Origin of the sequence: Picosynechococcus sp. PCC 7003, assembly GCF_001693255.1 — a bacterium.
In the GTDB taxonomy this organism is placed as follows: domain Bacteria; phylum Cyanobacteriota; class Cyanobacteriia; order Cyanobacteriales; family MRBY01; genus MRBY01.
Map to the genome: position 1 here is coordinate 1,605,452 of NZ_CP016474.1, position 25,974 is coordinate 1,631,425.

The window sequence follows — 25,974 nt, forward strand, 5'->3', positions numbered from 1 at the left end:
AATAATTTCTCTCAGAATATCACGCAGTGGGCCAAAGTTTTGATTTGTACAGGGCCCCTAAACTCCCACTATGATGTTTTCAATGCGCCCATTGTGATCTGCCCATGTCCAAAGCCCCAATTACTGTCCAATCCGAGGTTACAGCCCCCCTCACAAAAACCGCCCAGGAACAAGAATTTGAAGAGAAACGCCTCCAGGATATGTTGCTGCTCATTGAAACCATGTTTTTGCGAGAAGAGACCACAGTCAAACTGGTTTTAGAATGCCTCTACGATATTGGCTCGGTTAATCTCATCAACAAAAAAGTCCGCCGTCGCCCCCTTAATCGCTTGGCGAAATATATTGCTCGATTTTCTAAGCCTATTTTTCGGATTTTAGCCTGGCGTTGGTTTATGAAAAATTGCCCGACGTTGCTGGTAAATTGGCTCCATGGGAAGGTGTCTAAATTCTAGAAAAGTCTTGATATTTCCATTAATGTTCTAGTGGTTATTCGGAGCACAACAGGGGAACAGCCATGGCAGAAAAAACAGTATTAGTCACGGGGGGAGCGGGTTACATTGGCTCCCAGGCAGTTTTAAGCCTCCAGCGGCGCGGTTATCGGGTGATCGTGCTGGATAACTTGGTTTATGGGCACCGGGATCTGGTGGCGTCGGTGCTCAAAACGGAATTGATCGTCGGAGACACGGGCGATCGCCCTTTGTTAGATCAAATATTTGCAGACCACAAAATCGATGCGGTGATGCACTTTGCCGCCTATGCTTATGTGGGAGAATCGGTCACAGCGCCCGCCAAATACTATCGCAATAACTTGGTCGGGACTTTAACACTCCTGGAGGCGATGATAGCAGCGGGAGTCAAGCAGTTTGTCTTTTCTTCCACCTGTGCCACCTACGGTGAACCAAGCGAAATTCCCATCCCCGAAGCTCATCCCCAAAACCCGATCAACCCCTACGGCATGAGCAAGCTGATGGTGGAAAAAATGCTCTGGGATTTTGACCGAGCCTATGGGCTGCGGTCAGTGATGTTCCGTTATTTCAACGCCGCCGGGGCAGACCCAGAGGGCAACCTCGGAGAAGACCACAATCCCGAAACCCACTTGATTCCCCTGGTACTCTTTGCAGCCCTTGGTAAACGAGACAGTATTTCAATTTTTGGCACCGATTACCCTACCCCCGACGGTACTTGCATCCGCGACTATATCCATGTCAGTGACCTCGCCGATGCCCATGTGCTTGGCCTGGAATATCTACTGCAAGGGGGCGCTACCGATGCTTTTAACCTCGGCAATGGTAATGGGTTTTCGGTAAAAGAGGTGATTGAAGCGGCCCGGAAAATTACTGGCCGAAATATTAAGGCGATCGCCACCGACCGCCGCCCCGGTGATCCTCCCAGCCTTGTAGGGAGCAGCGCCAAAGCCCGCACGATCTTGGGTTGGCAACCCCAATACGCCGACCTCGAAACCATCTTGCAACACGCTTGGCACTGGCACCAACGGCGTCATGGCTAAGGTGTAGAGTGAAAAAAAATCGGCGGTCGCCCAGCAGAAACTCCCGAATTGCGAAAGAGAAAGGAACTCAACCAGATAAAATAAAAAGCCACTACCCCGCTTGTCCACTTTCTAAACTCAAGAGGATATACAACATTGTCTCGTCGTTATCTCTTTACCTCCGAATCCGTCACCGAGGGACATCCCGATAAAATTTGTGACCAAATCTCCGACGCAATTTTAGACGCGGTGTTGGCTGCTGATCCCACTAGCCGTGTTGCTGCTGAAGTTGTAACCAATACCGGTTTGGTGCTGATTACGGGTGAATTAACAACCCAAGCGAATGTGAATTTTATCCAGGTGGCTCGCCAGAAAATTGAAGAAATTGGCTATACCAATGCGGACAACGGCTTTTCTGCCAATAGCTGTTCTGTGTTGATTGCCCTGGATGAACAGTCCCCCGACATCGCCCAGGGGGTAACTAGCGCCCAGGAGCAACGGCATCAACTCAGTGACGACGAACTCGACGAAATTGGTGCCGGAGACCAAGGGTTAATGTTTGGCTATGCCTGCAACGAGACACCCGAATTAATGCCCCTCCCCATTAGCTTGGCCCATCGTCTGTCTTTGAAATTGAGCCAAGTGCGCAAAAACGGTGAACTGCCCTACCTCGGCCCCGACGGTAAAACCCAAGTCACGGTGATCTACGAGGACGGCAAACCCGTGGGGATCGATACGATTTTGATTTCGACCCAGCACACAGAGACCATTGGGGAACTGACAGACAACACGGAGATCCAAACCAAGATCAAGGCGGATCTTTTAGAAAAAGTTGTTAAACCCGTTTTTGCCGGCGCAACGGTAGGTTTAAGTGACAGTACGAAATTCCTCGTGAATCCTACTGGCAAGTTTGTCATTGGTGGCCCCCAGGGGGATTCTGGTTTGACGGGCCGCAAGATTATCATCGATACCTACGGTGGCTATTCCCGCCACGGGGGTGGTGCTTTCTCTGGCAAAGATCCCACTAAGGTAGACCGCAGTGCTTCCTATGCTTGCCGTTATGTGGCGAAGAATATCGTCGCGGCGGGCCTGGCGGAAAAATGCGAGGTGCAGGTGAGTTATGCGATTGGGGTTGCCCGTCCAGTCAGTGTGATGATCGAGACCTTTGGCACTTGCACGGTAGATGAGGATCGGTTGCTGGAAGTGGTGCAGAAACATTTTGAACTGCGTCCGGCGGGGATTATCCAGGCCTTTGATCTGCGCAATTTACCGAGCCAACGTGATGGGCGTTTTTATCAGGATGTGGCCGCCTATGGGCATTTTGGCCGGACAGACTTGGATCTTCCCTGGGAGCGTTTGGACAAGGTCGAAATCCTGAAACAGGAGCTAGCCACGGCCACCGTTGTCTAGTTTTCTTGCGTACTGACGTCCTAAACCTAAAAAGCTAATTAAATTTCCCCTGGTGCTTCCTCTGGCAGTGGGGGATTTTTGTTGAGTTGGCGATCTCCACGTTTGAGAGCATCCGCCAGCATGGCTTCGCCGATGACGACATTGAGCTGATCCCCTAGGAGCATCACCAGGGCACTGAGTTGGAGCCAGAGCATCAGGATAATCGCCGTCCCCACAGCGCCATAGACACGGTTATATTGGCCAAAGTTGGCAACATAGAGGCGAAATAAAGAAGAGATAATCGCCCAGGAAACGGCCCCTAAAACGGCACCGGGGAGAATGGGCATCCCTTTAATCAGACGACTAGAACCCATGCTGTAGATAAAGGCAAAGGCAATGGAAACGATCGCCAAGGCAACGGGCAAACTCAAGAAACGCCAGAGAATGACCAACAAATTTGCCAGATCGTAATTGATCTCCATATCGACGATTAGATTTTGGATAAAGAGAATCGAAAAACACAGAGCAAAAAAAGCAACAAGGGCGATCGCCAAGCCAAAGGACATTTGTTTGAGTTTGCGCAGGGGGTGACGCCGATCAGGGGGACTCGTCAGAATATTAACCACCATCGCAATGATGCCCGTCCCTAACCCCAACGCTAAGGGGAAACTCAGCAATCGCCAGAGGGTGACCAGGACATTGACCCCCGTCGTATCCACGGGTAAACGCACAATCAAATCTAGCCCCACTTTAATCACGCTATCGCCCACCAGCACCAGGAATGAGGCGAAAATCAACAGGGCGATCGCCCCCAGGGTGATAAAAATCGACATCAACTTAGCTTTCCAGAAAGGACGCCGTTGTTCCGGGGGGATTTCATGGATTTGATCGAGGGCATTCATCGCCGCACTCAGCGCCCCAGACGAGACCCAGATCGTCGCCACAAAACTCACTGAAAATAAACTTTTACTGGGGGTTTTACTAATTTCCGCTGCGAACTCCCGCAGGAGCGTCCACACCGACACCGGCATTACATCTTCGTAATAGCTGGCCAACTGCAAAATTGTTTGATTATCTAGGGTAGCCGTAAATAACCCCAGGGCCGTCAATGCCATGATGATCGTGGGGAACAAAGACAGCATCACATTAAAAGCAATCTCTGCCGAAAGCCCCAGCAGTCGTCGCCGCAACGCCTGGCGGATTGTCCAATACAGCGTTCGGTGATTGAGAAATAAAAAAAATCGCAAAAAACGTTTCATCGCCAGACCGATCGGGGCAACATATTTTTTCGGGCGTGTCTACGCAGCTGCATTTGCTGAAACATTTTGAGATTCCAAGAAGTACAGTACCACTACCTATTAGTTTATCGGTCAAACCTGTTTTCGCAGCGGGGCAAGGCTCGTTTTGCCGTTAACCATATTCCGTCGGCGATCGCCTTGCTTCTCCCATGTACAAACGCACCAGAGCTGGGCCACTGCCACACTAATCAAGAATTATCTGGCGATCTAATCACATAACCAAGTCCCTTTTTATTGAAAAAATTGTTCCCAAAGTTTACCAATGAAAGAATATTTGATAGATTGCTTTTGAGAAAATTCCCTTTAGCCTTAATATAAATTAGCCACAAAATCTCAATTGAGAAGCGTTTAAAACACGGCCTAAGATTTGCTATTTTCCTCCGAAGTTATCAATCTCTAAGCGGATGCTTAAAAAGTCTACTTTGCCCCCTAGTTGGGGGGAGATCACCTCGGTTTTTGGTTAAAAAAAGTTCCCCAAATTGCGTGATTCGGCGGACGACTTGACAACATTTGATACTTCTCAGATAACCTCTAAAAAGAGTCAAGTAATCCCTAAATGCAGGGGATCACCCCTCAACCCCATAAATTCAAGCTTTGGTTTCTAAAAGGAAATTTTTCGTTTGAGGTTCAAATCCCAAGCCCCTAGAGGTGACTCTCCTATTGAATAGTTTTCAAGTCGAGCCGAGTAAAAAAATAAAGAAAAAATTAAATCTTGCAAGCCATTGGTCATTACTTTTTATAAAAATAAGCCGTTGTTGCGGGGAAAAATAGCGACAATATGATTAGCCCTACATCACTTTTCGATGGTGGAGGTAACTGATATGTTACGCCCTACAATGCATCAAACCCTGAGTCTGTTGCTGGTGCCCCTCGGCTTAGTCCTGGCCACAGCCCTAGGCCCTCAAAAAAATCTCAATGCCCAATCCTGCAATGTCTACATGGGTCAAGCAGTGACTGGCGCGAGTGTCAACGTGGATCGCTGTTCTATCCGTCGAGCCAGTGAACGCAGTGTTAACTTCACTTACTACCTCGGCCAAATGAAAATTAATGCCCAGGCCCATTGTTGGGATAATACCTGGACGAGCTTCCATGATGGGGTGACCCATAGCCCCAGATCCACAGCCACGCAAAATATGTTGAACTTTGTCTGTGATGGCAACCCCGGTAATACAGGTGCAAACGATACCGCCTTTGTCTTTGCTCCCCCTTCTAATGTGCGAACCTATCCCAATGGGCCAATTTTGTGCACAGTGCGATCGCGCCAAACCATCAACCTCTACGGCAACCAGGGAAATTGGTTTTATACCGATGTCTGCGGTGGCATGGGGATGATCCACTCTAGCCAAATTCGTTTCTAGGGATTTATGGCGATACGCAATGTTGGACGCCTAGCTTTGGGCCGTTGGTGGGACATTTGTTGTCTTAGGTGGGAGCCTTGCTCAACGGAAAAATTATTTTGGTGATTTTTTGGCGGCTCCGTAAAAGATCAACAACGCGATGTAACAAACCCCAGGGGAGAGATACACTACAGGGTAGCGCTGGGGTTATTTGATTCAATCAGTGAGGAAAGCATGCCCATCAATAACGCATCACAATTAGAGCGTCTACTCTCTTTAGTCAAAGAAGGTCAGCTTACCCAGGCGGAGTTTAATGTACTCCAGGCTCACTTTGACCTCAAAATATCCCCCATCCCCCAAGGCTCGCCGAATCAGACGACTACGACCCCAGAGTCTCCATCGACGGAAGAAAAAACCGCCGATTCTTTTTGGAAGAAGCCAATTTTTGGCAACAAGAGCTTGGTGGAGAAGGTCACAAATTATTTTGCGAAGCCTGCGGTTCCCCCTTATTTTCTTGATCGCTATGGGCAGCTTTGGAAGCAGCTTGAAACGAAGGCAATCACCCTCCAGGGCTTAGAAAATCGAAAATTTGGCAATCAGGAATTTCTTGATTTCTTTCGGATTCGGATTTTAATCGATCTGAACATGGGCACCTTTAAAAATCTCAAGAATACGATTGATTTGTTTGAGGTGATGTTATTTTCCCTCGAAAGTTTTGTGTTGATTAATGAGACCGAATTTCTGTATCGCAGCCCAACTCAGCTTAAGGTCTACGAGGCGATCGCCGATATTTTGGACAACAACACAGACAGCACCGAGATTGTCCTGGAAATGAAAGCGAAGGTCACCCCTTTCCTCAAGGAATTTAAGACAGATGAGGGCTTGCGGGTTACTAAAAACTATATTTTGGCGATTAAAGAGGTCAGCCGCTATAAAAGTGGTGTGAAGTTGCTGAATATTTTGAGAAACTTGAAATCACGCTATTCTCTACTATTGTCAACCTTCAAACTAGCCCAGGAAGTGTTAACCCAGCCGATTGGTACGAACCTAGAGGTTTTGGAGCAGCGGGTTTTGGAGATCGAGGAAACTGTTTATACTCTGTGTTCGGCGATGGGGATGCCGAGGAATCAAAATAACCTTTTGGGCCACGTCAAAGTGTTTCACTTCCTGGCCTTGAACTACCGTAATAAAAATGCAGGGGCTGAGTTTAAGGCTCTCCTGGGGGATCTCAGAAAGTGGGAGCAAATTGCTGGAGAGTTGCAAAACATCAAAGATGCTTATCCTGCCAGTGACTATGATGTACCAGATATCTTTAAGCAGGATTTCCCTGGTTTGCCCCTCTATCAGAAATACCAACGTTTCTTAAATATTCGCAAGACCTAAGAGCCTGTTTATAAAGCCCCCCGGCCCCCCAGTTTGGGGGAGATTTTTAGGCAAATCAGTGGGTCAAAGTCCCCCAGCTTGCCGGAGCTTTAGTGAGGGGATTTAGGGGGCCAATCTAGGGATTTATTAACTTTATAAATGACCTCTAAAGGCGACGTTGCCAGCTTTTTTAGGGTTAAGCTTGCTCGATGTCTTTATGGAATTGACAAAGGGTGTGTTGGGCGATCGCCTGCCAGGATTTCCCGGTGTGTTGGGCGATCGCCTTAACGTCTTCGTATTCCGGTTGGACGTTATAAATTTTGTCGCCCCGGTAGCCGATTTTCAGTTGAATATCTCCGGCCGGGGTGGCAACGGTTGCAAAGCGCCGCTGGAGAATTGACCGGGTTTGGGTTTGGCGACGGATGCCGAGGGTACTGGTTTCGATAAACAAAATTTCTTCGCAAATCTCAACCAACGCAACGGGACAAATCACCGTTAAGAGAGTACCCAGCCGATTTTTCTTCATCGTGATCCCCTGGGTGAAAACGTCTAAGGCCCCAGCCGCTTGTAATTTTTCGCAGGCATAGGCGATCGCCTGGGGATTGAGATCATCAATTTGGGTTTCCAGGGTAACGACAGTTTCCAGGTGAGGCGTTTCTGGCTGGTGACCGATCCAGAGCCGCAACAGATTGGGTAAAGGTAAATCAATGGTGCCGGAACCGAGGGCAATTTTTTCGAGGGTCATGGCTGGTGGCCGACAAAATTCCGTCGCTAACGTGGTGGCGATCGCCGCGCCAGTGGGGGTGACTAATTCTTTTTCGATGCCATTGCTATAGACCGGAACTTGGCGTTGTTGCCAGAGTTGAAGCACTGCTGGTACAGGTACGGGCAAAATGCCGTGGGCTGCTTTCACTGTGCCGCCACCGGTGGGCATGGGCGCACAATACAATTCATCAATCTCCAGCCAATCGAGACCCAAACAAGTGCCCACAATATCCACGAGGGCATCGGTCGCGCCGACTTCGTGAAAATGTACTTGCTCTGGGGTTGTGCCGTGCACCGTTGCTTCGGCGATCGCCAAATTCTGAAAAATTGCCAAACTCCAGCGCTCAACCCGCTCTGGTAAGCCAGCCCCTTTAATCATGGCTTGAATTTCTGGCAAATGACGGTGGGGTGCATGGCCATGGTGATGGTGGTGATCTGGGTGATGGCCATGCTCCTGGGAATGGGAATGATCATGGTGAGCGGACTCAGTTTTGAGATCCACAAAGACCTTTGTCGCCCGCTGTCCTTGACGAATCACCATTTCCGCCCGAAGATCGTATTCAGCGGCAATTCCCAAGCGATTTAGCTGATTTTTGAGGTATTCCAGCGGTACGCCCCCATCTACCAATGCACCGAGACACATATCCCCTGCAATTCCCGTCGGGCATTCAAGATAGGCAATTTTTTTCATAGCGACAAAAACAATGGCTAATTATTATTCTCTCCACCCCAAAAATCCCCAGCAACGGGATTTAGAGGCGATCGCCCAACAACTCCGGGCCGGGGCCGTGATGTTATATCCAACAGATACAGTGTACGCCATTGGTTGTGATCTCACCGCAAAGCAAGCCGTGCAAAAAGTGCGCCAACTGAAGCGCCTCGCCAACGATAAACCCCTCACTTTCCTCTGCTCGTCCCTGTCGAATATTTCTGAATATGCCCTGGTCAGTGACGAAGCCTACCGGATTATGAAACGGGCAATTCCTGGCCCCTACACTTTCTTACTGCCTGCCACAAAACAGGTGCCGAAGCTAGTGATGAGCCCCAAACGCCGCAGCACCGGGATCCGCGTCCCCGATCACGCCATTTGCCAGGGTTTACTCCAGGCCCTCGGCAATCCGATTGTTTCTACCTCTGCCCACCTGCCAGACGAAGACGGTGAACCCTTTACCCTCGGCCTCGAAAAAGCGCGCCTGTTCGATGCCCTAGAACCCCTTGTCGATATCATCATCGATAGTGACAGCGAACCCGGCACCAAGACCTCTACAATTCTCGACTTTTGCGATCGCCAACCAACCCTTATTCGTAAAGGCCTCGGCTGGGATGCCCTTGAAAGCTGGCTCGATATCGTCGATCTCTCCGACGCCACCCAATAAACCCACTATCCTTCCCTGGGGAAGGTGGCCGCTAGGCCGGAAGGGGTTCTTCCCTGGGGAAGGTGGCCGCTAGGCCGGAAGGGGTTCTTCCCTGGGGAAGGTGGCCGCTAGGCCGGAAGGGGTTCTTGTTCTTCCCTGGGGAAGGTGGCCGTTAGGCCGGAAGGGGTTCTTCCCTGGGGAAGGTGGCCAATCTTCTCCCCTTCAGGGGAGCTAGAGGGGTGTAGGTGTTTCTCAAAAAGGGAACTAGAGGGGTGTCATTCTCGCTAGCCCCGTTGCCCGGTGATGATATAAGAAACACGTTGGGCAATATTTGTGGCGTGGTCTGCCATGCGTTCTAAATCCCGAATAATCAACGCCATTAAAATAAATGGTTCCATAACCCCAGGCTGATTTTGCTGCTGGGCCAAGGCCGCATAAATGCGGTCATAATCATCATCGACCCGGTCATCCAATCTTTTTACATAGGCGCCTGCATTGGGGTCTAGATCCGCTAAAGCCACCAAGCTTGTGGACAACATCAACTGGGCGTGCTCCGACATCCCTTCAATATCCGCCATCAGAATGTGGGTCGAATAGGGGACTAAACGCATTGACTTTTCTGCTAAATCCTCCGCATAATCAGCGATCCGTTCCAAATCTCGCACTAACTGCATAAACGCACTCACAAACCGACAATCTTGACTCACTGGGGCCTTCAAGGTGAGCATTGCCGAGCAATCAGCTTCAATCTGGCGATAGTAGCGGTCAATCTCTTTATCCAAGGCCCGGAGCGTTTCATAGGCCTCTAAATCTTCTTTAAACAGACAGTTATGACCCAAACGAAAGGCTTGCTCGACCAGCGCCCCCATCCGTAAAACCTCTTGTTCTAAACGTTGTAAAGAACGTTCAAATTGCGTTCGTTCTCTTTGGGGCGACTGATGAAATAATTGCATAGATTTTAAATTACGTTTCTTTATATCGTTTTTTATAGAGACTATTCTCACATTATAATTCCAAAGCTTAAAAAAGATTAAGTTATAGTTTGGTTAACAATTTTTCTGAGGGGTTTTCTTCGTCAAGGGGGCACTTTATGGGCAAAATCAAGGAAGATTTTAGTCGTCAGTAAGCTCTAAATGTGGTGGGTGTTTTGGTGGTTTAGAATCCTCCAGAAAGTCGACTTTATAAGGATTATGGGCTTCTGCTGCCCGTGGCAAATTGCGCTTTGAATTTATGGAGGTAAGCGGTTGCTTTATTTGGTTAAAGGCAGAACGTCGCCGTTGGGAAAGTTGCTCTTCGTTTGTATTTTTTGCTACCAATTCGTACAAAAGAGCTAACTTTGTCGATGATTTGCCTTTGCGTAGAATTCGCCCTAAACGTTGTACATATTCTCGACTCGAACCGCTGCCGGAGAGAATAATTGCCACTCTAGCATTGGGAACATCAACCCCCTCATTTAAAACATGGGAAGTCACCAGGATATGGTATGTTTCGCGACGAAATTTTTCGAGGATTTGATGGCGTTCTTTGACGGGGGTCTGGTGGGTAATGGCAGGAATTAAAAAGTCTTGGGAGATGCGATAAACGGTGGCGTTATCGTTGGTAAAAATAAGAATTTTTTCAGGGTAGTGACGTTGGATTAACTGGGCGAGGGTGCGCAGTTTTCCAGCAGTGCCAGCGGCGATATCTTTGGCTTGACGGTGAGCCAACATGGCGCGGCGACCCGCAGCGGAACGACAACTGATGGCGACAAAATTTTGCCAACCTTCGAGGGAACCCAAATAAATATTATTGTCCCGCAGAAATTGATTGCGGGTAGCAATGAGCTGTTGATATTGTTCGGCCTCGGTGGTGCTTAGGGGAATTTTAAGTTGAACAATTTGGTGCTCGGCCAGGGCCTTCCCAGAGAGGGAACTGGGGGTGCGGTCATACACAACGGGCCCAATGAGGTGTTTGAGATCTTGCTCGCGGCCATCGCTCCGGTCGGGGGTGGCGGTTAAACCGAGACGATAGGGGGCAATGGAATATTCGGCGATCGCCCGGAAAAAGTCGCTGGGTAAATGGTGACATTCATCGAAAATAATCAGGGCATATTGGTTTCCTAGGGTTTCCGCGTGGATCGCAGCGCTGTGGTAGGTGGCGATTAGGATCGGTGTGCGATCGCGGGAGCCGCCCCCCAATAACCCCACGTCAATGTTGGGAAAAGCGGTGGTGAGCTGGGCATACCATTGGTGCATCAAATCGAGGGTGGGCACCACGACCAAGGTTGTGCGGGGGGTGCTGGCCATGGCCAGTTGGGCGAGGTAGGTTTTTCCGGCGGCGGTGGGTAAGACCACAACTCCTTGGCGATCGCCTTTTTTCCAGGCCAATAATGCTTCCTGCTGGTGGGGATAGGGTTCGAGGGAAAAGGTTGGCTCAAAAGCTAGGGGAGAAAATTGTTGGGCCGCATCGATAAAATCTACCCCTTCGTCCCGTAACCGTTCCACGAGGGGGCGATAATCCTGGGCAGAGAGTCTAAATTTTTCAATGCGATCATCCCAGGTGACGAAATCTAGCCAAGCTTTCCCCCGGGGCGGGGGATGGAGGATCAGGGTGCCCCGGTCATAGGTGAGCTTAGGTCGTCGTCTCATTACCGATAATGCGGTCGAGTTGCCAGAGGATCTGATTACCCTCTCGTTTTACCCGGGAGACAATCCAATTGCGCCAAGTCCATTCTTGGCCTCGACTGGTGACGGCACTGGCATTCACATCCATGAGATCTGCCAACTCCGAGCTACTAATAAAATAGCCATGTTCGGCAATTTCGTCGGCGATGCGGAGACTTTCGATAAGGTCTGTTAACCGCTTGACTCGTTCATGGTAGGACAGGGTGATGTCTTCAGGGGCAATGCTGGTGAGATCTGTCATGGGCTCTTGGGGAGATGGATTCGGCGTTATAACGTTAGATTTTTGGTAATCTATTGTCAATTGTGGCGGGCTATCGGTGGCCATACCTCTAGATTTTGGTAGATCTTTGGGGCCGTTGGTGGTGCGCAGGCTGGGGACTTGGCCCCGGGCAAATCCATTGGCGATCGCATCAGCCCGTTCATTCCCCGCCTCACCGCTATGACCTTTGACATGACGCCAAGAGATGATCGGTTGGTTCAGTTGGTTCAGCTGCTGCCAGAGATCTTGATTTAAAACGGGGTTGCCGGTAGCGGTTTTCCAGCCCTTTTTTTGCCAGCCTTTAATCCATTTGGTGATGCCGTCAATGATGTATTTACTGTCGGTAAAGAGGCGCACCGGTTCCTGCTGAGGACAATCTCGGACAAATTCGAGGGCCTGGATTGCGGCTTGCATTTCCATGCGGTTATTGGTGGTTTCGGGTTGGCGATCGCCCATTTCCAGAACGGTGCCATCGGTAAACTGGATCACCACTCCCCAGCCACCGGGGCCAGGATTGCGAATACAGCCACCATCGGTGTAAATGCGGTCAATTGTGCGTTGTTGTGCCATGAAATGCGAGAAAAGAATAATGGAGACGGTGAAAATAGCAGTGGCAAAGCTTGATTAGTCAGCCCAAGGATCCGACGACAGCGGTGAAGATGGGGCATTGAGCACTGCGTCTATGGCCTCTAAACGTTCCTGGGCCTGGGTAAAGTCCGGAGTAAGGTGCAACACGCGGCGGTAGTTAATTTGGGCGTTTTCTAGTTTGTTGAGTTGTTCTAGGGTAAGGCCCCGCTGGTACCAAGCTTCGGCGAGGTCTTCTTGCAATTCGATGGTGGTATTCCAGCTCTTGAGGGCCGCCTGCCATTGTTCAAGGGCCATGAGTACATAACTGTGATCGCGCCAAATGAGAACGTTATCGGGAGCTAACAGAATTGCTTGCTTGAGGGATTCGAGGGCTTGGTCATATTGCTTGAGGCGACCAAAGGCACTGCCCCGGTTATGCCACACTGCAGAAACCGTTGGATTGAGTTCAATCACTTGATCCCAGGCGGCGATTGCCCCCGCAAAATCTCCCTGATCGGCTTTTGTTAGACCAGCCTGAAACAACGATTCAATGGTTTTGGAAGTGTCCTCAGTTGTGGTTTCCGTGATTTCTTGGGTAGTTTCCTCTGGTATCTCTTCGATCGGCGTTTCTGATTCCGCTGGATTGATCGTTTCCGGCATTTCAGGCAGGGGTTCCGCCGCCGTTTCCACTTCGGAGATGACGACCGGTTCCGCTAGTTCCGGAGATGCTTCTTGGGAATGTTCTAGTACTGGGATATTATCTGGAGCCGTTTCTAGTTCAGCGAGTTGATCCGCACCGTTGTATTCCCAAATTTCAATGGTAATTTTCCCGCGTCCCGTAACTAATTGTTGCCCTGTATCCCCGAAAGCACGGGCGAAACGTTGTAACTTCGGCGAATTTTTAAAGGCGTTACTGATGTAGAGCAATCGTGTGCCGATTTGTTGTTGTTGGGGAGGCTGTGCCTGTGCTAGTATTTGTGTACTGTAGCGTTCTAGCCATGCTTCCCAGGCGGTGACTTTGCCGCGAATCCCCAAATCAGCGATAAATACTTCTAGGCGGTCAGGCTGCCACCCGCGAGAGATACCCTGGAGGAGCTGCGCCAATAAAAATTCAAAATCTGCGTCGGTGAGGGGGGGAAGGTCTACGGTGGGTGTTTGGCCCCGACCCTGAGAGGGAGAAAATAGCTTTTTTAACCAACCCGCCATATCCTTAATAATCCTTTTACTTGCTCTGGTCGTTCTTGTACTCACCCATTTTATGTTGTTAACCCCCAGATATTAGACATTGGACGTTAGATATCGATTCTTTATCGTTGCTGCTGGATCCATAACTGTTTACTGATCGCCGTCCTTTATCGAATTTTTCGTTGTTTCCCATGGCCTACGAACCGCTCCACCACAAATATCGTCCCCAGACTTTTGCGCAGTTGGTTGGCCAAGAGGCGATCGCCACAACTTTAAGTAATGCCCTCGAACAGCGACGCATTGCCCCAGCCTATTTGTTCTCAGGGCCACGGGGGACGGGGAAAACCTCCAGTGCGCGGATCTTGGCCAAGTCTCTGAATTGTCTAAATGCGGCCCAACCAACGCCCCACCCTTGCGGCGAGTGTGAAGTTTGTCGGGCGATCGCCAACGGGTCAGCCTTAGATGTGATTGAAATTGACGCGGCGAGTAATACAGGCGTCGATAATATTCGAGAACTCATCGAGCGATCGCAGTTTGCTCCGGTGCAATGTCGCTACAAAGTTTATGTTGTTGACGAATGCCATATGTTGAGTGTAGCGGCGTTCAATGCCCTCCTGAAAACCCTCGAAGAACCGCCTGCCCACGTCGTCTTTGTCCTCGCAACCACTGATCCGCAGCGGGTTTTACCCACGATTATTTCCCGCTGCCAACGGTTTGACTATCGGCGTATTCCCCTCGATGCGATGGTGGCCCACTTGCGGAAAATTGCCCATTTAGAAAATATCGATATTCCCCTCGAATCGGTGACGTTAATTGCGCAAATTGCCAATGGGGGTCTGCGGGATGCGGAAAGCTTGTTGGATCAACTGAGTTTGTTGTCCGGTGAAATTACCCCTGATAAGGTCTGGGATTTGGTGGGGGCCGTGCCAGAACGGGATTTATTGCAATTACTCCAGGTGATTCACAGCAATGATCCAGAAGCAGTCATTCAACAATGTCGGAGCCTGTTAAATCGAGGCCGGGAACCTCTGGTCGTTCTACAAAATTTAGCAAGTTTTTATCTAAATTTACTCATCGCAAAAACAGCCCCCCAACGGGGAGATTTGATCGCTGTGACCCAACCGACTTGGGAAATCCTTTGCCAGGAAGCAAGCCAGTGGGACCTTGCCACTATTTTGCAGGGACAGCAACACCTCAAAGAAAGCGAATATCAACTTAAAAATACGACCCAACCGCGTCTGTGGCTGGAAATTACCCTTTTGGGATTGCTCCCCGCCGCTTTGGGGCAGACCCAAACAACGCAAACAGCGGCCACTCCTTTAAATATTCAAACCAATCTGCAACCGCCACCTACGTCGAAACCACCAACTTCTCCGCCACCCCCACAGGAAATTCCCCATCCCTTCGGGGAAACACCCACTGCGACCAATGGCCATGGTTCTGGAACGTCCCTCGCTGCGGTAGAACCTCAAGTCCCCCAATCTCCCCCTGAACCCGCAGTTCCCCAAGTTCCGGCCCCTGTACCAGACGTAAACGCGCCCCCTCAATCTCCGCCGCTCCAGGATGTCACGCCCCCAACGGCGCAAAATCGCGAACAACCCAATGGCGATCGCCCCCTCTCACCACCACCTTCTGCAACCACCAGCCCGACAATTTCAGCCCTGGAACGGGAAGAACTGTGGCAAGGCATTGTGCGCCAACTGCCCTTGTTGAGCCAGTCTTTGTTCCGAGACCATGGCAAACTGCTCCAGCTCACGGAGCACACCGCCCTCATCGGCATTAAAAGCGCCAATTTACTCAAAATTGCCAAAAATAAAACCCCCCAGCTTGAGGCTGCCTTTGGAAAAATCTGTGGCAACCCCCTTAAGGTGACCTTGCAAGTGGGCCATGGTTTGGAAAATGGTCAGGGGGGAGCATCAGTAACCCCGGTTTTCTCTACATCTGTACCAACCCCCACGGCTGTTCCCCCGGCGCAAAGTGCTGTCGTGGTGCCGCCCCCCCCGGTCGTTGAAACCCCGAAGCCCATGACTCCACCGCTCTCAGGGGAGCCAACAAGACCCGCACCAGCCCCAAATCCGCAACCTCCGGAACCGATACCAACAGCGCACCACAAAGCGGATCTCGGAGAGAGCGCCTCGCTATCCCCGGAGGGGCCCCCAAGGGTTGAGCCAGAGTCAGCACCGAATCCCGCAGTTACAGAAAACATCCCCGAAGCTGCTGATGATATCCAGGCGATCGCCCAACAGTTTGCAGAATTGTTTGACGGAGAGGTGATCGAACTGACCCACTTTGTGCTCCCAGAAGAAACGGATGTTCAGGTTGTGCTTCCTGCTGAATCCGAAAAACCTCCAGCACCTGCTCCCGAACCGCCGACCATACCCACTGTTCAAGGTCGCCCGCCTGTCCCAGTTGCCCCGGACGATGAGATTCCGTTCTGAGAACCTCGTATATTAGTGTTGATGTCTCTTAGATGAAGCTCCTATGACTTTGCAACGCACGCCCCTCCATGATCTTGCCATTGCAGCTGGTGCCAAATTTGTGCCCTTTTCCGGTTGGGAGATGGCCGTGCAATACAAAGGCTTAAAGGTGGAGCATCAGGCGGTGCGCACAGAAGCGGGGATGTTTGATATTTCCCACATGGGCAAGTTTCAGTTGGCTGGGGAAAACCTCATCGCAGCAATGCAAAAACTGGTGCCTTCAAATCTGGCGCGACTCGACCCAGGCCAAGCGCAATATACAGTGCTGCTCAATAACCATGGCGGTATCATCGATGACGTGATTTATTATCACCAGGGCGATCGCCAGGGCTTTTTGATTGTGAATGCGGCCACCACCCAGAAGGATTGGGATTGGTTGACGGGCCATTTATCAGACCAGGGGATCACCTTAACCGATGTCTCCCAAGAAAATATCTTGCTGGCGATCCAAGGCCCAAAGGCAGAGGAAATCTTGCAACCTGTGGTGGAAAATTTAGACTTGGCGACCCTAAAGCTGTTTAACCACGGCCAAGGGCAAATCTTTGGGGAAACGGCCTTTATTGCGCGAACTGGCTACACCGGCGAGGATGGTTTTGAGGTGATGGTCGCACCCATGGCCGGGAAAAAACTTTGGGACTCCTTAATCGAGGCGGGGGTGATGCCCTGTGGTTTGGGGGCACGGGATACGCTGCGACTGGAGGCCGGGTTACACCTCTATGGTCAGGATATGGATGACGACACAACCCCCCTGGAAGCGGGTTTGGGGTGGCTGATCCACTGGCAAGAAAAAGACGAGTTTATCGCAAAAGATATTTTGCAGACCCAAAAAGCAGTAGGCATTCAACGGCGTTTAGTGGGCCTAGAGATGCAAGGGCGTGGTATCGCTCGCCACGACTATCCTGTTCTTGTGAATGGTGAAGCAGTGGGCCTTGTCACCAGCGGGACGATGTCCCCCACCCTCGAAAAGGCGATCGCCTTAGCTTATCTACCACCAGCATTGGGCAAAGTCGGTCAGGCGGTCACCGTCGAAATTCGGGGCAAACAGTACCTAGCCCAGGTAGTGAAAAAACCTTTTTATCGTGCAGACAAAAAATAGCTGAACCGTTAGCGATATTTTTTTAGCAGATTTGTGATCTTAGTTTAAAAAATGATTCAAAAATGACCAAATATTATGGGTAGCCAAGTTCCTTTAATTGATACTCTAACAATAGAACTTCTTAATGCCCTTTGCCAACAATGGAAAATTCAAGAGTTCTCAGTTTTTGGGTCTATTGTACAAGGAGGTTTTAGTCAAGAAAGCGATGTTGATTGCTTGGTAAGATTTTCAGAAGATGCTGAATGGGATTTACTGGATGTTATCCAACTGAAACAGAAACTTTCTGATCTTTTTGGTAGACCAGTTGATCTTATTGAACAAGAAAGCATTTCTAATCCTTTCATTCTAAGATCAATAAAAGAGAATCATCGAGTTCTTTACTCCAGCCATGGATAGAAATTATGCTCACCTGTGGGATATGTATGAGGCATGCAGACAAATTGAAAAATTCACTCAAGGCTTAACCTGGGAAGAGTATCGTCAAAATGAATTGGTGCAAAGTGCTACAGAAAGACAATTGGAGATCCTAGGAGAAGCCGCCCGGAGAGTATCTGTAGAGTTTCAAAAAAGTCATCCTGGAATTCCATGGAGTGCACTTATCGGTCAGCGAAATGTTATTTCCCATCAATATGAAAAAGTCAGTCACAAACGAATTTGGTTAACAACACAAAAATCCCTCCCGCCACTAATGGCAGATCTAAAAAAGTTAATTCCCAACTTGGAATAAACGGGCAATCACACCAGTTGATGTATTTTTTGTTGGTAGCCTATGAAAACTAGGCAGTTAGCGATATTTTTTGAGTAGATTTTCAGAATCCTGGGGGTCGAGGCCATCACCGAGGGCCGTCATCGCCCAGCCGTTTTCCTCCCGACGTAACTCGGCCATCAACATCCCGGTTTTGCCTTGGTAGGTTTCGCCGGATAGTTTGTAATGGGCGATCTCTTGGTTGTTACTCAGGTCAACGAGGCGCACAAAGGCATTGCTGATCTGGCTAAATTCCTGGCCCCGTTGTCTGCCTTGGTAAATGGTGACAGTAAACAGCAGACTTTGGATCGCCGCAGGGACTTGCTCTAAATCGACAAAAATTTGTTCATCATCTCCTTCTCCCGCGCCGGTGAGGTTGTCCCCTTGGTGGGCGATCGCCCCGGATTGGTGATGGAGATTGGCATAGTACACAAAATCACTGGCGCTATTGAGCTTCCCTTGGGAATCTAAGCACAGCACCCCGGAGTCGAGGTCAATGCTGCCTGCGGGCTTTTTAAAGATGCCGAGGAAACCGCCCCCTGAGTTACTGGTTGCCATGTCCCAGCCGAGGCCCAGCATCACTTTTTTGAGGCCGGGGGCTTCTTTTTTGAGGGAAATGCGGTTGCCTTTTTTCAGTTGAATTGCCATAGGTTTTTACCACGCGAAACATCATTTAACAGAAGAACCAATGGGGGCGATCGCCGACAATTTTAGGTGCGGGTGATCCCCTTGGATTTGGTGGAGATTCCATTCATTTTTAAAGAGAATCACGGGCCGTTCCCAGAGATCTTTGACGATCATTGTATTGAAAATTTTGCCCGCCTTTTCTAGGGCTTCCCAACCGTTCGTCACCCAACGCGCCACACTGTAGGGAATCGGTTCGAGCTTGCTATCTACGCCATATTCACTCTGGAGACGGTGTTGCACCACCTCAAATTGCAGTTGTCCCACCGCAGCGAGGATTGGTTCCCGCTTAAATTCATCAGCGGAATACATAATCTGCACTGCGCCTTCCTCTTGGAGTTCTTTGACCCCTTTTTGGAATTGTTTAAACTTCGAGGGGTTGGGATTTTTTAGGTAGGCAAACAGCTCTGGCGAAAAGCAGGGAATGCCTTCATATTCGAGTTTTTTGCCACAATAAATCGTATCGCCAATGGCAAACACCCCTGGATTGTTTAAACCGATCACATCGCCGGCATAGGCCTCTTCGAGGGATTCACGGCCCTGGGCAAAGAGCTTTTGGGGACGGGATAGGCGCACTGTTTTTCCGGTTCGGGCATGGCTGACGGTCATATCCTTTTCAAATTTCCCGGTACAAACCCGCACAAAGGCGACGCGATCGCGGTGTTTGGGGTCCATATTCGCCTGGAGTTTAAAGACAAACCCAGTAAATTCGGGGTAGGTGGGCTCTAAATCTCCCAGGGTAGAGGCGCGGGGTTCCGGCTTCAGGGCATATTCTAGGAACGCACTGAGGAAGAGTTGCACCCCAAAATTAGTCATCGCACTGCCGAAGAAAATGGGCGTTTGCTTGCCTGCGTGGATTGCTTCTAGGTCAAAGTCGGCGCCGATTTCTTCGAGAATTTCTAATTCTTCTTTTAGTTGTGTGAAAAGTTCAGGATCCAGAATGGCTTCGAGGGCCGGATCATCGATTTTATAAATGGTCTCCGTGGCAGCCTTGGTACCGTGGGCCGTCCGTTCAAATAAGTGCACTTCTTCAAGGCGGCGATCATAAACCCCTTGGAATCGGTCTCCCATGCCGATGGGCCAATTTACCGCGTAGGTTTGCAGGCCGAGTTCCTGTTCAATTTCATCGAGGAGTTCGAGGGGTTCCCGCCCAGGCCGGTCTAACTTGTTGATAAAGGTGAAAATCGGTAGCGATCGCAGTTTGCAGACTTCAAATAACTTGCGGGTTTGCGTCTCCAGACCCTTGGCCGCATCCACCAACATCACCGCATTGTCCGCCGCCGCGAGGGTACGGTAGGTATCTTCACTAAAGTCCTGGTGACCAGGGGTATCGAGCAGATTAATTTGATAGCCATTGTATAAAAATTGCAGCACCGTCGAGGTAATGGAAATCCCCCGTTGTTGCTCCATCTCCATCCAGTCAGAGGTGACTTTGCGCTGTTCCCGGCGGGCTTTAACGGCTCCGGCCTCGTGAATGGCACCTCCGTATAACAAAAGTTTTTCGGTGAGGGTAGTTTTACCCGCGTCGGGGTGGGAGATGATCGCAAAATTCCGTCGCAAGCGGACGGCTTCTTCTAGCTCTGTGTGCAATTCTGTCGCCATAAATCTGGTCTGGGGTTTGTGCTTCTGGATGAATGGTGCGTCTACAATTGTACTGCTTTGATCTCCCCCAGAAAGTCCTCTAGGCTTTTCCCGGCGAGAAAATCTAGGGTTTCAACCTCGGAAAAATGCTGATGGGGTGGGCAATGGGAACAAGTTTGGCGATCGCCGTGGTGCAGAGGCGTGCCGTCTTGAAAGTATTGATCTAGATCCTGTTGCAGTTGGGTCAGCAGGGCGGCAAGTTCGGTTTGGATTTGCTGATGCCAAGTTTGATTATATTGAAACGTTAGGGATTGCGGTGTTTCGCTTGGGGCGATAAACCAATAGGTCATCGCGAGTTGCTCCGGCTGATAACCCGTGGTCTCGGCCATGACGTAAAGATACAGCTTCGTTTGCCAGTGGTCTTTTAATTCCTCGCTTTGACGGGGTTGACGGTAGGTTTTCCAGTCATAAATCTGGAGAGTGTCGGCACCAAAATTGATCCAGTCACAAATAATGGTGAGCAGAAAATCGTCCATCATCAAAGTGCGGCGATATTCGGCGGCGGTTTGTTGCTGTTGTTGGTCGAGGAGCTGGGGTTGGGCGGTGAGCAGATCCTGGAGACTCTGATGGAGATTCGGGTCTATGGTAATTTGCGCCGGGGACAAGCCTAGCTGGAGTTGCTGCATCGCCTGGTGAAATCGGATCCCCCATTGCTGATTTTCCAGGTAATTGGGGTCGTTAGGAGCCGTTAGTTGCTCTAGGTAAAGGGCTTGGAATGTTGGTGGGCAGCGCTGGAAGCGTTCAAGGTGGGCTTGGGAGAGATAGAACATGGAAAGTTTGAAGATTTTTTGAGGGCGATCGCCTTTTCCCTAGATTACAAAACTGGGGATGAATTTTATGGGAAAAGATTAGCCCAGCGATTGAGGGCCGGATCCTGCTGACAAATGGCGATCGCCTGGGCGCGCACATTGCGGATATCGTTGATCGTGCCTGTTGCGGGGTTTGTCCGCACATCCATGCAAGCGCACCCATAGCCATAACTGCCCACATTGGTCACTACCCACTGATCCGGCGCAAAATTTGGCCAGTCCCAATCCGTCGCTACCTGGTGCCCCCCTTGGACACCAATGATCCATTCCCGGTCGGCATCATAGAGGGAAATATTGCCTGGGGTCGGATTCGAGAACCAGCCACAGCGAGTTTCAAAGCTAGTGGAAGTTTGGGCAATGGGTTGTGGTGGTGATTGGGGTTGTACCGGGGGTTGCGGTGCCGTCGGTCTCGATGTTGCGATGCCGCCACCAGTGCCCGTTGTAGCAACCCCCTCATCACTGGCCCCGGAACGGGTTGCTGTATTGCCTGGTGGATCTTGGGTGGCCACATCTTCTGCTGGGGGAGTTTGCGGATCAGATCCAATGGTTACTTCACAGGCGCTCAAAGCCAATAACACAGCGACAGTTCCTAGCCGATAAAGGTGCTTCACCATGGGTAATCTTCTCCAACGCTTCCAGTGATTGATGAAAAACTGTCTACTTCAAAAAGTGATCCTTTAATTATCCATCATCAACTAAGTTTCTTTCAAATGAATTTTTATTTAATTTTTTGCAATCAAAAAGATGAACTATCCAAGTCCTTTCTAAATTGTTCAATCATGAGCGGTCAGATTGTAAATATAAAAATCAAAATCATACCTGGCCTAGAATAAAAGGCATTTCCCAGGGGCATTCTTTTGGCAAGTTACGTGCTGCGGTTTTATGCTCTTTTCTAAGAATTTTGATTGCGCCTTGATAAGCGGGTTTTAATTGTATCTCTATTCCCTCTAGATCTGACCCATGAGAGTCTAGTCTACCCATGAGAGTCTAGTCTTTTGATTTCTTGGATTTTCTTGCGAGTGAAATCAATAATTACTTTAAGATTATCAAGATCTGGATCAAGTCCGTATTCTACTTTTAACAAAGCGACTAATAAAACCTGTAAATATTGCTGCAATTCTTGCTGTTTCAATGTCGCTGATTCATCCCGGACAAACCACTGATCCAATTTCTCTTGTGCGGCGATTCGATGTTCTGGTTTGATATGTTGAAAAAATGTTCCGAGGGTGACAATGAGGGCGCTGAAATCATCCCCGTAACCAACCGCTGGCAGAAAATCGGTGACAACATCCAGGGGCATGACGAAATAAGCCAACACCGCAATGATTGCCCCTTTAATCTGAAAGGGGGTTTCTGGATCTTTTAAGCAAAAATACAAAACCAAGGCATTTTCCAGGATGGGCTTGCCGATGTTATGGGGGTGTTTCTTGATCTTTGCCCAAAAGGAAGGTTCATCAAATTGGCGATCGCTTGGCGGCATCTCTCCTCCCGTGGCCCTATTGTCCATTGTGCCCGATCTTTTTCCAAGGCGAGAACAAAGGCGATCGCCCCTAAAAAAATCCCTGGCCCTCCTAGGCAGCAACCCATCCATTCGGGGGTTAAAATAAGCCACTGACCCTTACAACACGGAGAACCAAGAGTGGAAACGCGATACAGTGCCGCTGATATTGAAGCGAAATGGCAACAACAATGGCTAGAGCTTGGCTTAGACAAAACCCCTAGCCAAAGTGACAAGCCAAAATTCTACGCTCTGTCGATGTTTCCCTATCCCTCCGGCAAGCTCCACATGGGTCATGTGCGCAACTACGTGATCACCGATGTCATTGCTCGCTACAAGAGAATGCAAGGCTATCGGGTGCTCCATCCCATGGGTTGGGACGCTTTCGGGCTACCCGCAGAAAATGCGGCGATTGATCGGGGCATTCCCCCGGCAAAGTGGACGTATCAAAATATTGCCCAGATGCGGGAGCAGCTTAAACAGTTGGGTCTTTCTATCGACTGGGATCGAGAAGTCGCCACCTGTTCCCCCGACTATTACAAATGGACGCAATGGCTTTTTTTGCAGTTCTACAAAGCTGGCCTCGCCTACCAAAAAGAAGCCGCAGTGAACTGGGATCCCATTGACCAAACGGTACTAGCCAACGAACAAGTAGACGCGGAAGGCCGCTCCTGGCGATCGGGGGCGATCGTTGAGAAAAAATTGCTGCGCCAATGGTTCCTGAAGATCACCGACTATGCTGAAGAACTCCTCCAGGATCTTAATACCCTCGACGGTTGGCCAGAGCGAGTGAAATTAATGCAGGAAAACTGGATCGGCAAATCCACCGGGGCGCACCTGGAATTTCCCGTTGTGGGCAGCGATGAGAAAGTGGCAGTCTTTACCACTCGCCCGGATACGGTCTTTGGGGTCACCTATGTTGTCCTGGCGCCGGAACATCCCCTCGTGGCTCAGGTGACAACCCCCGAACAAAAAGCTGCCGTAGATGCGTTTATCGCTGAGGTGAGTCAAGAAAGCGAACAGGATCGTACCGCCGACGATAAGCCGAAGAAGGGTGTCCGCACTGGGGGCTGGGTGACCAATCCCTTTACCGGAGAAGAAGTGCCGATTCTGATCGCGAACTATGTGTTGTATGAATATGGCACAGGGGCAGTGATGGGGGTGCCCGCCCACGATAGCCGTGACTTTAAGTTTGCCAGCGAAAATGATTTACCGATCAAAACGGTGATTATCCCGGAAGGGGGCGACGCGACGGCGGCACTCACAGAGGCTTACACCGATGCGGGCATTATGGTGAATAGCGGTCAGTTTGATGGCTTGGTTTCTACCGAAGGGAAAAAGGCGATCGCCAAATTTGCGGCAGAAAACGGTTTTGGTCGAGAACAAATTCAATATCGCCTGCGGGATTGGCTCATTTCTCGACAACGGTATTGGGGTTGCCCGATTCCGATGATCTACTGTGACGACTGTGGGGTGGTGCCCGTGCCAGACAGTGATCTCCCTGTCGTATTGCCTGAAGATGTGGAATTTTCCGCGCGCGGTGGTTCACCCTTAGCCCAAATGGCAGACTGGCAAGCGGTGGATTGCCCCTGTTGCGGTAAAGCGGCCCGTCGGGAAACCGACACCATGGATACCTTTATTGATTCGTCCTGGTATTTCCTGCGCTATACCGACGCCAACAATACCGAAAAACCCTTCGCCCTCGATCCAGTTAACGATTGGATGGCAGTAGATCAGTATGTGGGCGGCATTGAACACGCGATTCTCCACTTGCTCTACTCTCGTTTCTTTACAAAGGTGGTGCGCGATCGCCAACTGGTATCTGTGGATGAACCCTTTAAGCGACTCCTGACCCAGGGAATGGTACAGGCGCTGACCTACAAAAATGCCCGCACGAATAAATACGTGCCCGCCGATCAAGTTGACCCCAATGATCCCAAAGATCCAGAGACCGGCGAAGCACTCGCAGGCTTCTACGAAAAAATGTCGAAGTCAAAATACAATGGCGTCGATCCGGCGTTGGTCTTGGACAAATACGGTGCAGACACAGCGCGGATGTTTATCCTCTTCAAAGCGCCCCCCGAAAAGGATCTAGAGTGGGATGATGCGGATGTGGAAGGGCAATTCCGCTTCCTGAACCGCATTTGGAATTTGGTCGCCGCCTATGAAGTAGCAGAGACTAACGTTAAGGCGACAGGAGAACTCTCTAAGGAAGAAAAAGATCTACGTCGGGCCGTTCACACTGCGATTAAAGAAATCCAAGAAGACCTCGAAGGGGACTATCAATTTAATACGGCGATCGCCGAACTGATGAAGCTCAACAATGCGATCAAAGATGTTAAATGCGTCGATTCCCCCGTGTATCAAGAGGCGATCGAAACGCTGATTTTGCTGCTGGCTCCCTTTGCGCCCCACATCGCCGATGAGCTTTGGTCAAATCTCGGTCACAGTGAATCGGTCCATACTGTTCCTTTCCCACAGTTGGATGAAGCGGCCCTGACCGTGGACGAAATCACCATCGTGATCCAAATCCTCGGTAAGACCAGAGGCACGATTCAAGTTCCGGCAGGCATTAGCAAAGCTGACCTGGAAAAAATGGCGACTGCCTCGGATCTCGCCCAACGTTATATTGCAGGCAAAGACATTAAAAAAGTGATCGTTGTCCCCAATAAATTGGTGAACTTTGTGGTGACACCCTAGATAAAAGACGCGCGCGCATCTATTGGGGGGGGGTGATTTTTAACCCAGGCTTCCCCCTTTTCTTTTCGTCCGCTAAAAACAAGCTCTACAATAGCAAGGACTCCACCAGCCGCCGCCCATGACCCAGACCGTTATCGAAATTTTGTCTGCCGAAGAGATGCGCCGCACCATCACCCGGCTCGCTTCTCAAATTGTCGAAAAAGCCGGAAACTTAGGAGATTTAGCACTCCTGGGCATCCATACCCGTGGCGTCCCTTTGGCAGAAAATATTGCCAAGCAGATTGAAACCCTCGAAGGTATTGCGGTGCCCGTCGGTGCCCTCGATATCACGTTTTATCGCGATGACCTCGACCAAATTCGGGTACGGACGCCCTCAAAAACAGATATTCCCTTTGATCTCAATGGCAAGAATCTCGTCCTAATCGATGATGTGATTTACAAAGGTCGCACCATCCGCGCTGCCCTCAATGCGGTGAATGATTATGGTCGCCCAGAAGTGATTCGTCTAGCCGTTCTTGTAGACCGGGGCCACCGCCAACTGCCAATCCAGCCGGATTTTACCGGGAAAAAGCTCCCCACCGCCAAAGAGGAAAAAGTCAAAGTCTATCTCCAGGATTTAGATGGCCGCGATGCCGTGGAACTGATCAAATAAACAGCA

The 25,974-nt window shown here is 50.1% G+C and carries 23 protein-coding genes and 1 pseudogene; 12 read left to right on the top strand and 12 right to left on the bottom strand.

The window, feature by feature from the left end; genetic code table 11:
- Positions 1–104 precede the first annotated feature (104 nt).
- The 3 genes from AWQ21_RS07605 (at position 105) to metK (ending at position 2,896) form a co-directional block, all read left to right on the top strand.
- Positions 105–452: a hypothetical protein gene (locus tag AWQ21_RS07605; RefSeq protein ID WP_065714018.1), complete on the top strand. Its 348-nt coding sequence runs from the start codon at positions 105–107 to the stop codon at positions 450–452.
- Between the two features lie 62 nt (positions 453–514).
- Complete coding sequence (gene galE / locus AWQ21_RS07610; RefSeq protein ID WP_065714019.1) at positions 515–1,507, top strand: UDP-glucose 4-epimerase GalE; 993 nt, start codon at positions 515–517, stop codon at positions 1,505–1,507.
- A 135-nt stretch (positions 1,508–1,642) separates the two neighbouring features.
- Positions 1,643–2,896, top strand: coding sequence for a methionine adenosyltransferase (gene metK / locus AWQ21_RS07615; RefSeq protein ID WP_065714020.1), 1,254 nt, complete (start codon positions 1,643–1,645; stop codon positions 2,894–2,896).
- Positions 2,897–2,934: 38 nt separating this feature from the next.
- On the opposite strand, the gene AWQ21_RS07620 is transcribed toward metK, so the two are convergent.
- Entirely contained in the window at positions 2,935–4,134 is a 1,200-nt protein-coding gene (locus AWQ21_RS07620) for a YihY/virulence factor BrkB family protein (protein ID WP_065714021.1), read from the bottom strand.
- An 860-nt stretch (positions 4,135–4,994) separates the two neighbouring features.
- On the opposite strand from AWQ21_RS07620, the gene AWQ21_RS07625 reads away from it, so the two are divergent.
- Both AWQ21_RS07625 and AWQ21_RS07630 read left to right on the top strand, forming a co-directional pair.
- Positions 4,995–5,531, top strand: a complete 537-nt coding sequence (locus AWQ21_RS07625; RefSeq protein WP_232314914.1) for a hypothetical protein — start codon at positions 4,995–4,997, stop codon at positions 5,529–5,531.
- A 213-nt stretch (positions 5,532–5,744) separates the two neighbouring features.
- Positions 5,745–6,893 carry a hypothetical protein gene (locus AWQ21_RS07630; RefSeq protein ID WP_065714023.1) on the top strand — a complete coding sequence of 383 codons (1,149 nt, stop codon included), beginning with the start codon at positions 5,745–5,747 and terminating at the stop codon, positions 6,891–6,893.
- A gap of 175 nt (positions 6,894–7,068) precedes the next feature.
- Here the strand turns inward: AWQ21_RS07630 and larC are convergent, their stop codons facing one another.
- Entirely contained in the window at positions 7,069–8,328 is a 1,260-nt protein-coding gene (gene larC / locus AWQ21_RS07635; protein ID WP_065714024.1) for a nickel pincer cofactor biosynthesis protein LarC, read from the bottom strand.
- A 13-nt stretch (positions 8,329–8,341) separates the two neighbouring features.
- Between larC and AWQ21_RS07640 the strand changes: the two genes are divergently transcribed.
- Positions 8,342–9,013: an L-threonylcarbamoyladenylate synthase gene (locus AWQ21_RS07640; RefSeq protein ID WP_065714025.1), complete on the top strand. Its 672-nt coding sequence runs from the start codon at positions 8,342–8,344 to the stop codon at positions 9,011–9,013.
- A 263-nt stretch (positions 9,014–9,276) separates the two neighbouring features.
- Here AWQ21_RS07640 and phoU read toward each other — a convergent pair whose 3' ends face one another.
- The 5 genes and pseudogenes from phoU to AWQ21_RS07660 all read right to left on the bottom strand — a co-directional run bounded on the left by phoU (position 9,277) and on the right by AWQ21_RS07660 (position 13,687).
- A complete protein-coding gene (gene phoU / locus AWQ21_RS07645) occupies positions 9,277–9,945 on the bottom strand; it encodes a phosphate signaling complex protein PhoU (RefSeq protein WP_065714026.1) in 669 nt (222 codons plus the stop codon).
- 159 nt (positions 9,946–10,104) lie between these two features.
- Complete coding sequence (locus tag AWQ21_RS07650) at positions 10,105–11,619, bottom strand: DEAD/DEAH box helicase (RefSeq protein ID WP_065714027.1); 1,515 nt, start codon at positions 11,617–11,619, stop codon at positions 10,105–10,107.
- A complete protein-coding gene (locus AWQ21_RS16710) occupies positions 11,603–11,896 on the bottom strand; it encodes a hypothetical protein (RefSeq protein ID WP_315862264.1) in 294 nt (97 codons plus the stop codon). Before AWQ21_RS16710 ends, AWQ21_RS07650 begins: the two co-directional genes overlap by 17 nt.
- A 162-nt stretch (positions 11,897–12,058) precedes the next feature.
- Positions 12,059–12,484, bottom strand: a pseudogene (gene rnhA / locus AWQ21_RS16715) (ribonuclease HI); the annotation flags it as partial.
- Between the two features lie 54 nt (positions 12,485–12,538).
- Positions 12,539–13,687 (bottom strand): tetratricopeptide repeat protein, encoded by a 1,149-nt coding sequence (locus tag AWQ21_RS07660; RefSeq protein WP_065714029.1) that lies wholly within the window; start codon positions 13,685–13,687, stop codon positions 12,539–12,541.
- Positions 13,688–13,857: 170 nt separating this feature from the next.
- Between AWQ21_RS07660 and AWQ21_RS07665 the strand changes: the two genes are divergently transcribed.
- From AWQ21_RS07665 to AWQ21_RS07680, 4 genes are all read left to right on the top strand, one after another.
- Positions 13,858–16,104, top strand: a complete 2,247-nt coding sequence (locus tag AWQ21_RS07665; protein ID WP_065714030.1) for a DNA polymerase III subunit gamma/tau — start codon at positions 13,858–13,860, stop codon at positions 16,102–16,104.
- 43 nt (positions 16,105–16,147) lie between these two features.
- Positions 16,148–17,239: a glycine cleavage system aminomethyltransferase GcvT gene (gene gcvT, locus AWQ21_RS07670; RefSeq protein WP_065714031.1), complete on the top strand. Its 1,092-nt coding sequence runs from the start codon at positions 16,148–16,150 to the stop codon at positions 17,237–17,239.
- A gap of 75 nt (positions 17,240–17,314) precedes the next feature.
- On the top strand, positions 17,315–17,635 hold the full coding sequence (locus tag AWQ21_RS07675; RefSeq protein ID WP_065714032.1) for a nucleotidyltransferase family protein: 321 nt from the start codon (positions 17,315–17,317) through the stop codon (positions 17,633–17,635).
- Entirely contained in the window at positions 17,628–17,966 is a 339-nt protein-coding gene (locus tag AWQ21_RS07680; protein ID WP_065714033.1) for a DUF86 domain-containing protein, read from the top strand. Before AWQ21_RS07675 ends, AWQ21_RS07680 begins: the two co-directional genes overlap by 8 nt.
- 57 nt (positions 17,967–18,023) lie before the next feature.
- On the opposite strand, the gene AWQ21_RS07685 is transcribed toward AWQ21_RS07680, so the two are convergent.
- The 5 genes from AWQ21_RS07685 to AWQ21_RS16040 all read right to left on the bottom strand — a co-directional run bounded on the left by AWQ21_RS07685 (position 18,024) and on the right by AWQ21_RS16040 (position 22,625).
- A complete protein-coding gene (locus tag AWQ21_RS07685) occupies positions 18,024–18,632 on the bottom strand; it encodes a TerD family protein (RefSeq protein ID WP_065714034.1) in 609 nt (202 codons plus the stop codon).
- A 21-nt stretch (positions 18,633–18,653) separates the two neighbouring features.
- Entirely contained in the window at positions 18,654–20,270 is a 1,617-nt protein-coding gene (prfC, locus tag AWQ21_RS07690; protein ID WP_065714035.1) for a peptide chain release factor 3, read from the bottom strand.
- Positions 20,271–20,311: 41 nt separating this feature from the next.
- On the bottom strand, positions 20,312–21,079 hold the full coding sequence (locus tag AWQ21_RS07695) for a PD-(D/E)XK nuclease family protein (RefSeq protein ID WP_065714036.1): 768 nt from the start codon (positions 21,077–21,079) through the stop codon (positions 20,312–20,314).
- 65 nt (positions 21,080–21,144) lie between these two features.
- Complete coding sequence (locus AWQ21_RS07700; protein ID WP_083997987.1) at positions 21,145–21,732, bottom strand: DUF4087 domain-containing protein; 588 nt, start codon at positions 21,730–21,732, stop codon at positions 21,145–21,147.
- Positions 21,733–22,091: 359 nt separating this feature from the next.
- Positions 22,092–22,625, bottom strand: a complete 534-nt coding sequence (locus AWQ21_RS16040; protein WP_232314916.1) for a YkvA family protein — start codon at positions 22,623–22,625, stop codon at positions 22,092–22,094.
- Between the two features lie 132 nt (positions 22,626–22,757).
- Between AWQ21_RS16040 and leuS the strand changes: the two genes are divergently transcribed.
- Both leuS and pyrR read left to right on the top strand, forming a co-directional pair.
- Positions 22,758–25,316: a leucine--tRNA ligase gene (gene leuS, locus AWQ21_RS07710; protein ID WP_065714037.1), complete on the top strand. Its 2,559-nt coding sequence runs from the start codon at positions 22,758–22,760 to the stop codon at positions 25,314–25,316.
- 118 nt (positions 25,317–25,434) lie between these two features.
- On the top strand, positions 25,435–25,968 hold the full coding sequence (pyrR, locus tag AWQ21_RS07715) for a bifunctional pyr operon transcriptional regulator/uracil phosphoribosyltransferase PyrR (protein ID WP_065714038.1): 534 nt from the start codon (positions 25,435–25,437) through the stop codon (positions 25,966–25,968).
- The last annotated feature ends 6 nt before the right edge of the window (positions 25,969–25,974 follow it).

What these genes read in the sequence shown, in the direction of transcription:
- pyrR (WP_065714038.1), top strand. Translation starts at nt 25,435, where the DNA reads ATGACCCAGACCGTTATCGAAATTTTGTCTGCCGAAGAGATGCGCCGC.
- galE (WP_065714019.1), top strand. Translation starts at nt 515, where the DNA reads ATGGCAGAAAAAACAGTATTAGTCACGGGGGGAGCGGGTTACATTGGC.
- AWQ21_RS16710 (WP_315862264.1), bottom strand. Translation starts at nt 11,896, where the DNA reads ATGACAGATCTCACCAGCATTGCCCCTGAAGACATCACCCTGTCCTAC.
- phoU (WP_065714026.1), bottom strand. Translation starts at nt 9,945, where the DNA reads ATGCAATTATTTCATCAGTCGCCCCAAAGAGAACGAACGCAATTTGAA.
- AWQ21_RS07685 (WP_065714034.1), bottom strand. Translation starts at nt 18,632, where the DNA reads ATGGCAATTCAACTGAAAAAAGGCAACCGCATTTCCCTCAAAAAAGAA.
- AWQ21_RS07625 (WP_232314914.1), top strand. Translation starts at nt 4,995, where the DNA reads ATGTTACGCCCTACAATGCATCAAACCCTGAGTCTGTTGCTGGTGCCC.
- AWQ21_RS07660 (WP_065714029.1), bottom strand. Translation starts at nt 13,687, where the DNA reads ATGGCGGGTTGGTTAAAAAAGCTATTTTCTCCCTCTCAGGGTCGGGGC.
- larC (WP_065714024.1), bottom strand. Translation starts at nt 8,328, where the DNA reads ATGAAAAAAATTGCCTATCTTGAATGCCCGACGGGAATTGCAGGGGAT.
- AWQ21_RS16040 (WP_232314916.1), bottom strand. Translation starts at nt 22,625, where the DNA reads ATGGACAATAGGGCCACGGGAGGAGAGATGCCGCCAAGCGATCGCCAA.
- AWQ21_RS07620 (WP_065714021.1), bottom strand. Translation starts at nt 4,134, where the DNA reads ATGAAACGTTTTTTGCGATTTTTTTTATTTCTCAATCACCGAACGCTG.
- AWQ21_RS07680 (WP_065714033.1), top strand. Translation starts at nt 17,628, where the DNA reads ATGGATAGAAATTATGCTCACCTGTGGGATATGTATGAGGCATGCAGA.
- AWQ21_RS07650 (WP_065714027.1), bottom strand. Translation starts at nt 11,619, where the DNA reads ATGAGACGACGACCTAAGCTCACCTATGACCGGGGCACCCTGATCCTC.
- gcvT (WP_065714031.1), top strand. Translation starts at nt 16,148, where the DNA reads ATGACTTTGCAACGCACGCCCCTCCATGATCTTGCCATTGCAGCTGGT.
- AWQ21_RS07700 (WP_083997987.1), bottom strand. Translation starts at nt 21,732, where the DNA reads ATGGTGAAGCACCTTTATCGGCTAGGAACTGTCGCTGTGTTATTGGCT.
- AWQ21_RS07665 (WP_065714030.1), top strand. Translation starts at nt 13,858, where the DNA reads ATGGCCTACGAACCGCTCCACCACAAATATCGTCCCCAGACTTTTGCG.
- AWQ21_RS07695 (WP_065714036.1), bottom strand. Translation starts at nt 21,079, where the DNA reads ATGTTCTATCTCTCCCAAGCCCACCTTGAACGCTTCCAGCGCTGCCCA.
- AWQ21_RS07605 (WP_065714018.1), top strand. Translation starts at nt 105, where the DNA reads ATGTCCAAAGCCCCAATTACTGTCCAATCCGAGGTTACAGCCCCCCTC.
- AWQ21_RS07630 (WP_065714023.1), top strand. Translation starts at nt 5,745, where the DNA reads ATGCCCATCAATAACGCATCACAATTAGAGCGTCTACTCTCTTTAGTC.
- prfC (WP_065714035.1), bottom strand. Translation starts at nt 20,270, where the DNA reads ATGGCGACAGAATTGCACACAGAGCTAGAAGAAGCCGTCCGCTTGCGA.
- AWQ21_RS07675 (WP_065714032.1), top strand. Translation starts at nt 17,315, where the DNA reads ATGGGTAGCCAAGTTCCTTTAATTGATACTCTAACAATAGAACTTCTT.
- AWQ21_RS07640 (WP_065714025.1), top strand. Translation starts at nt 8,342, where the DNA reads ATGGCTAATTATTATTCTCTCCACCCCAAAAATCCCCAGCAACGGGAT.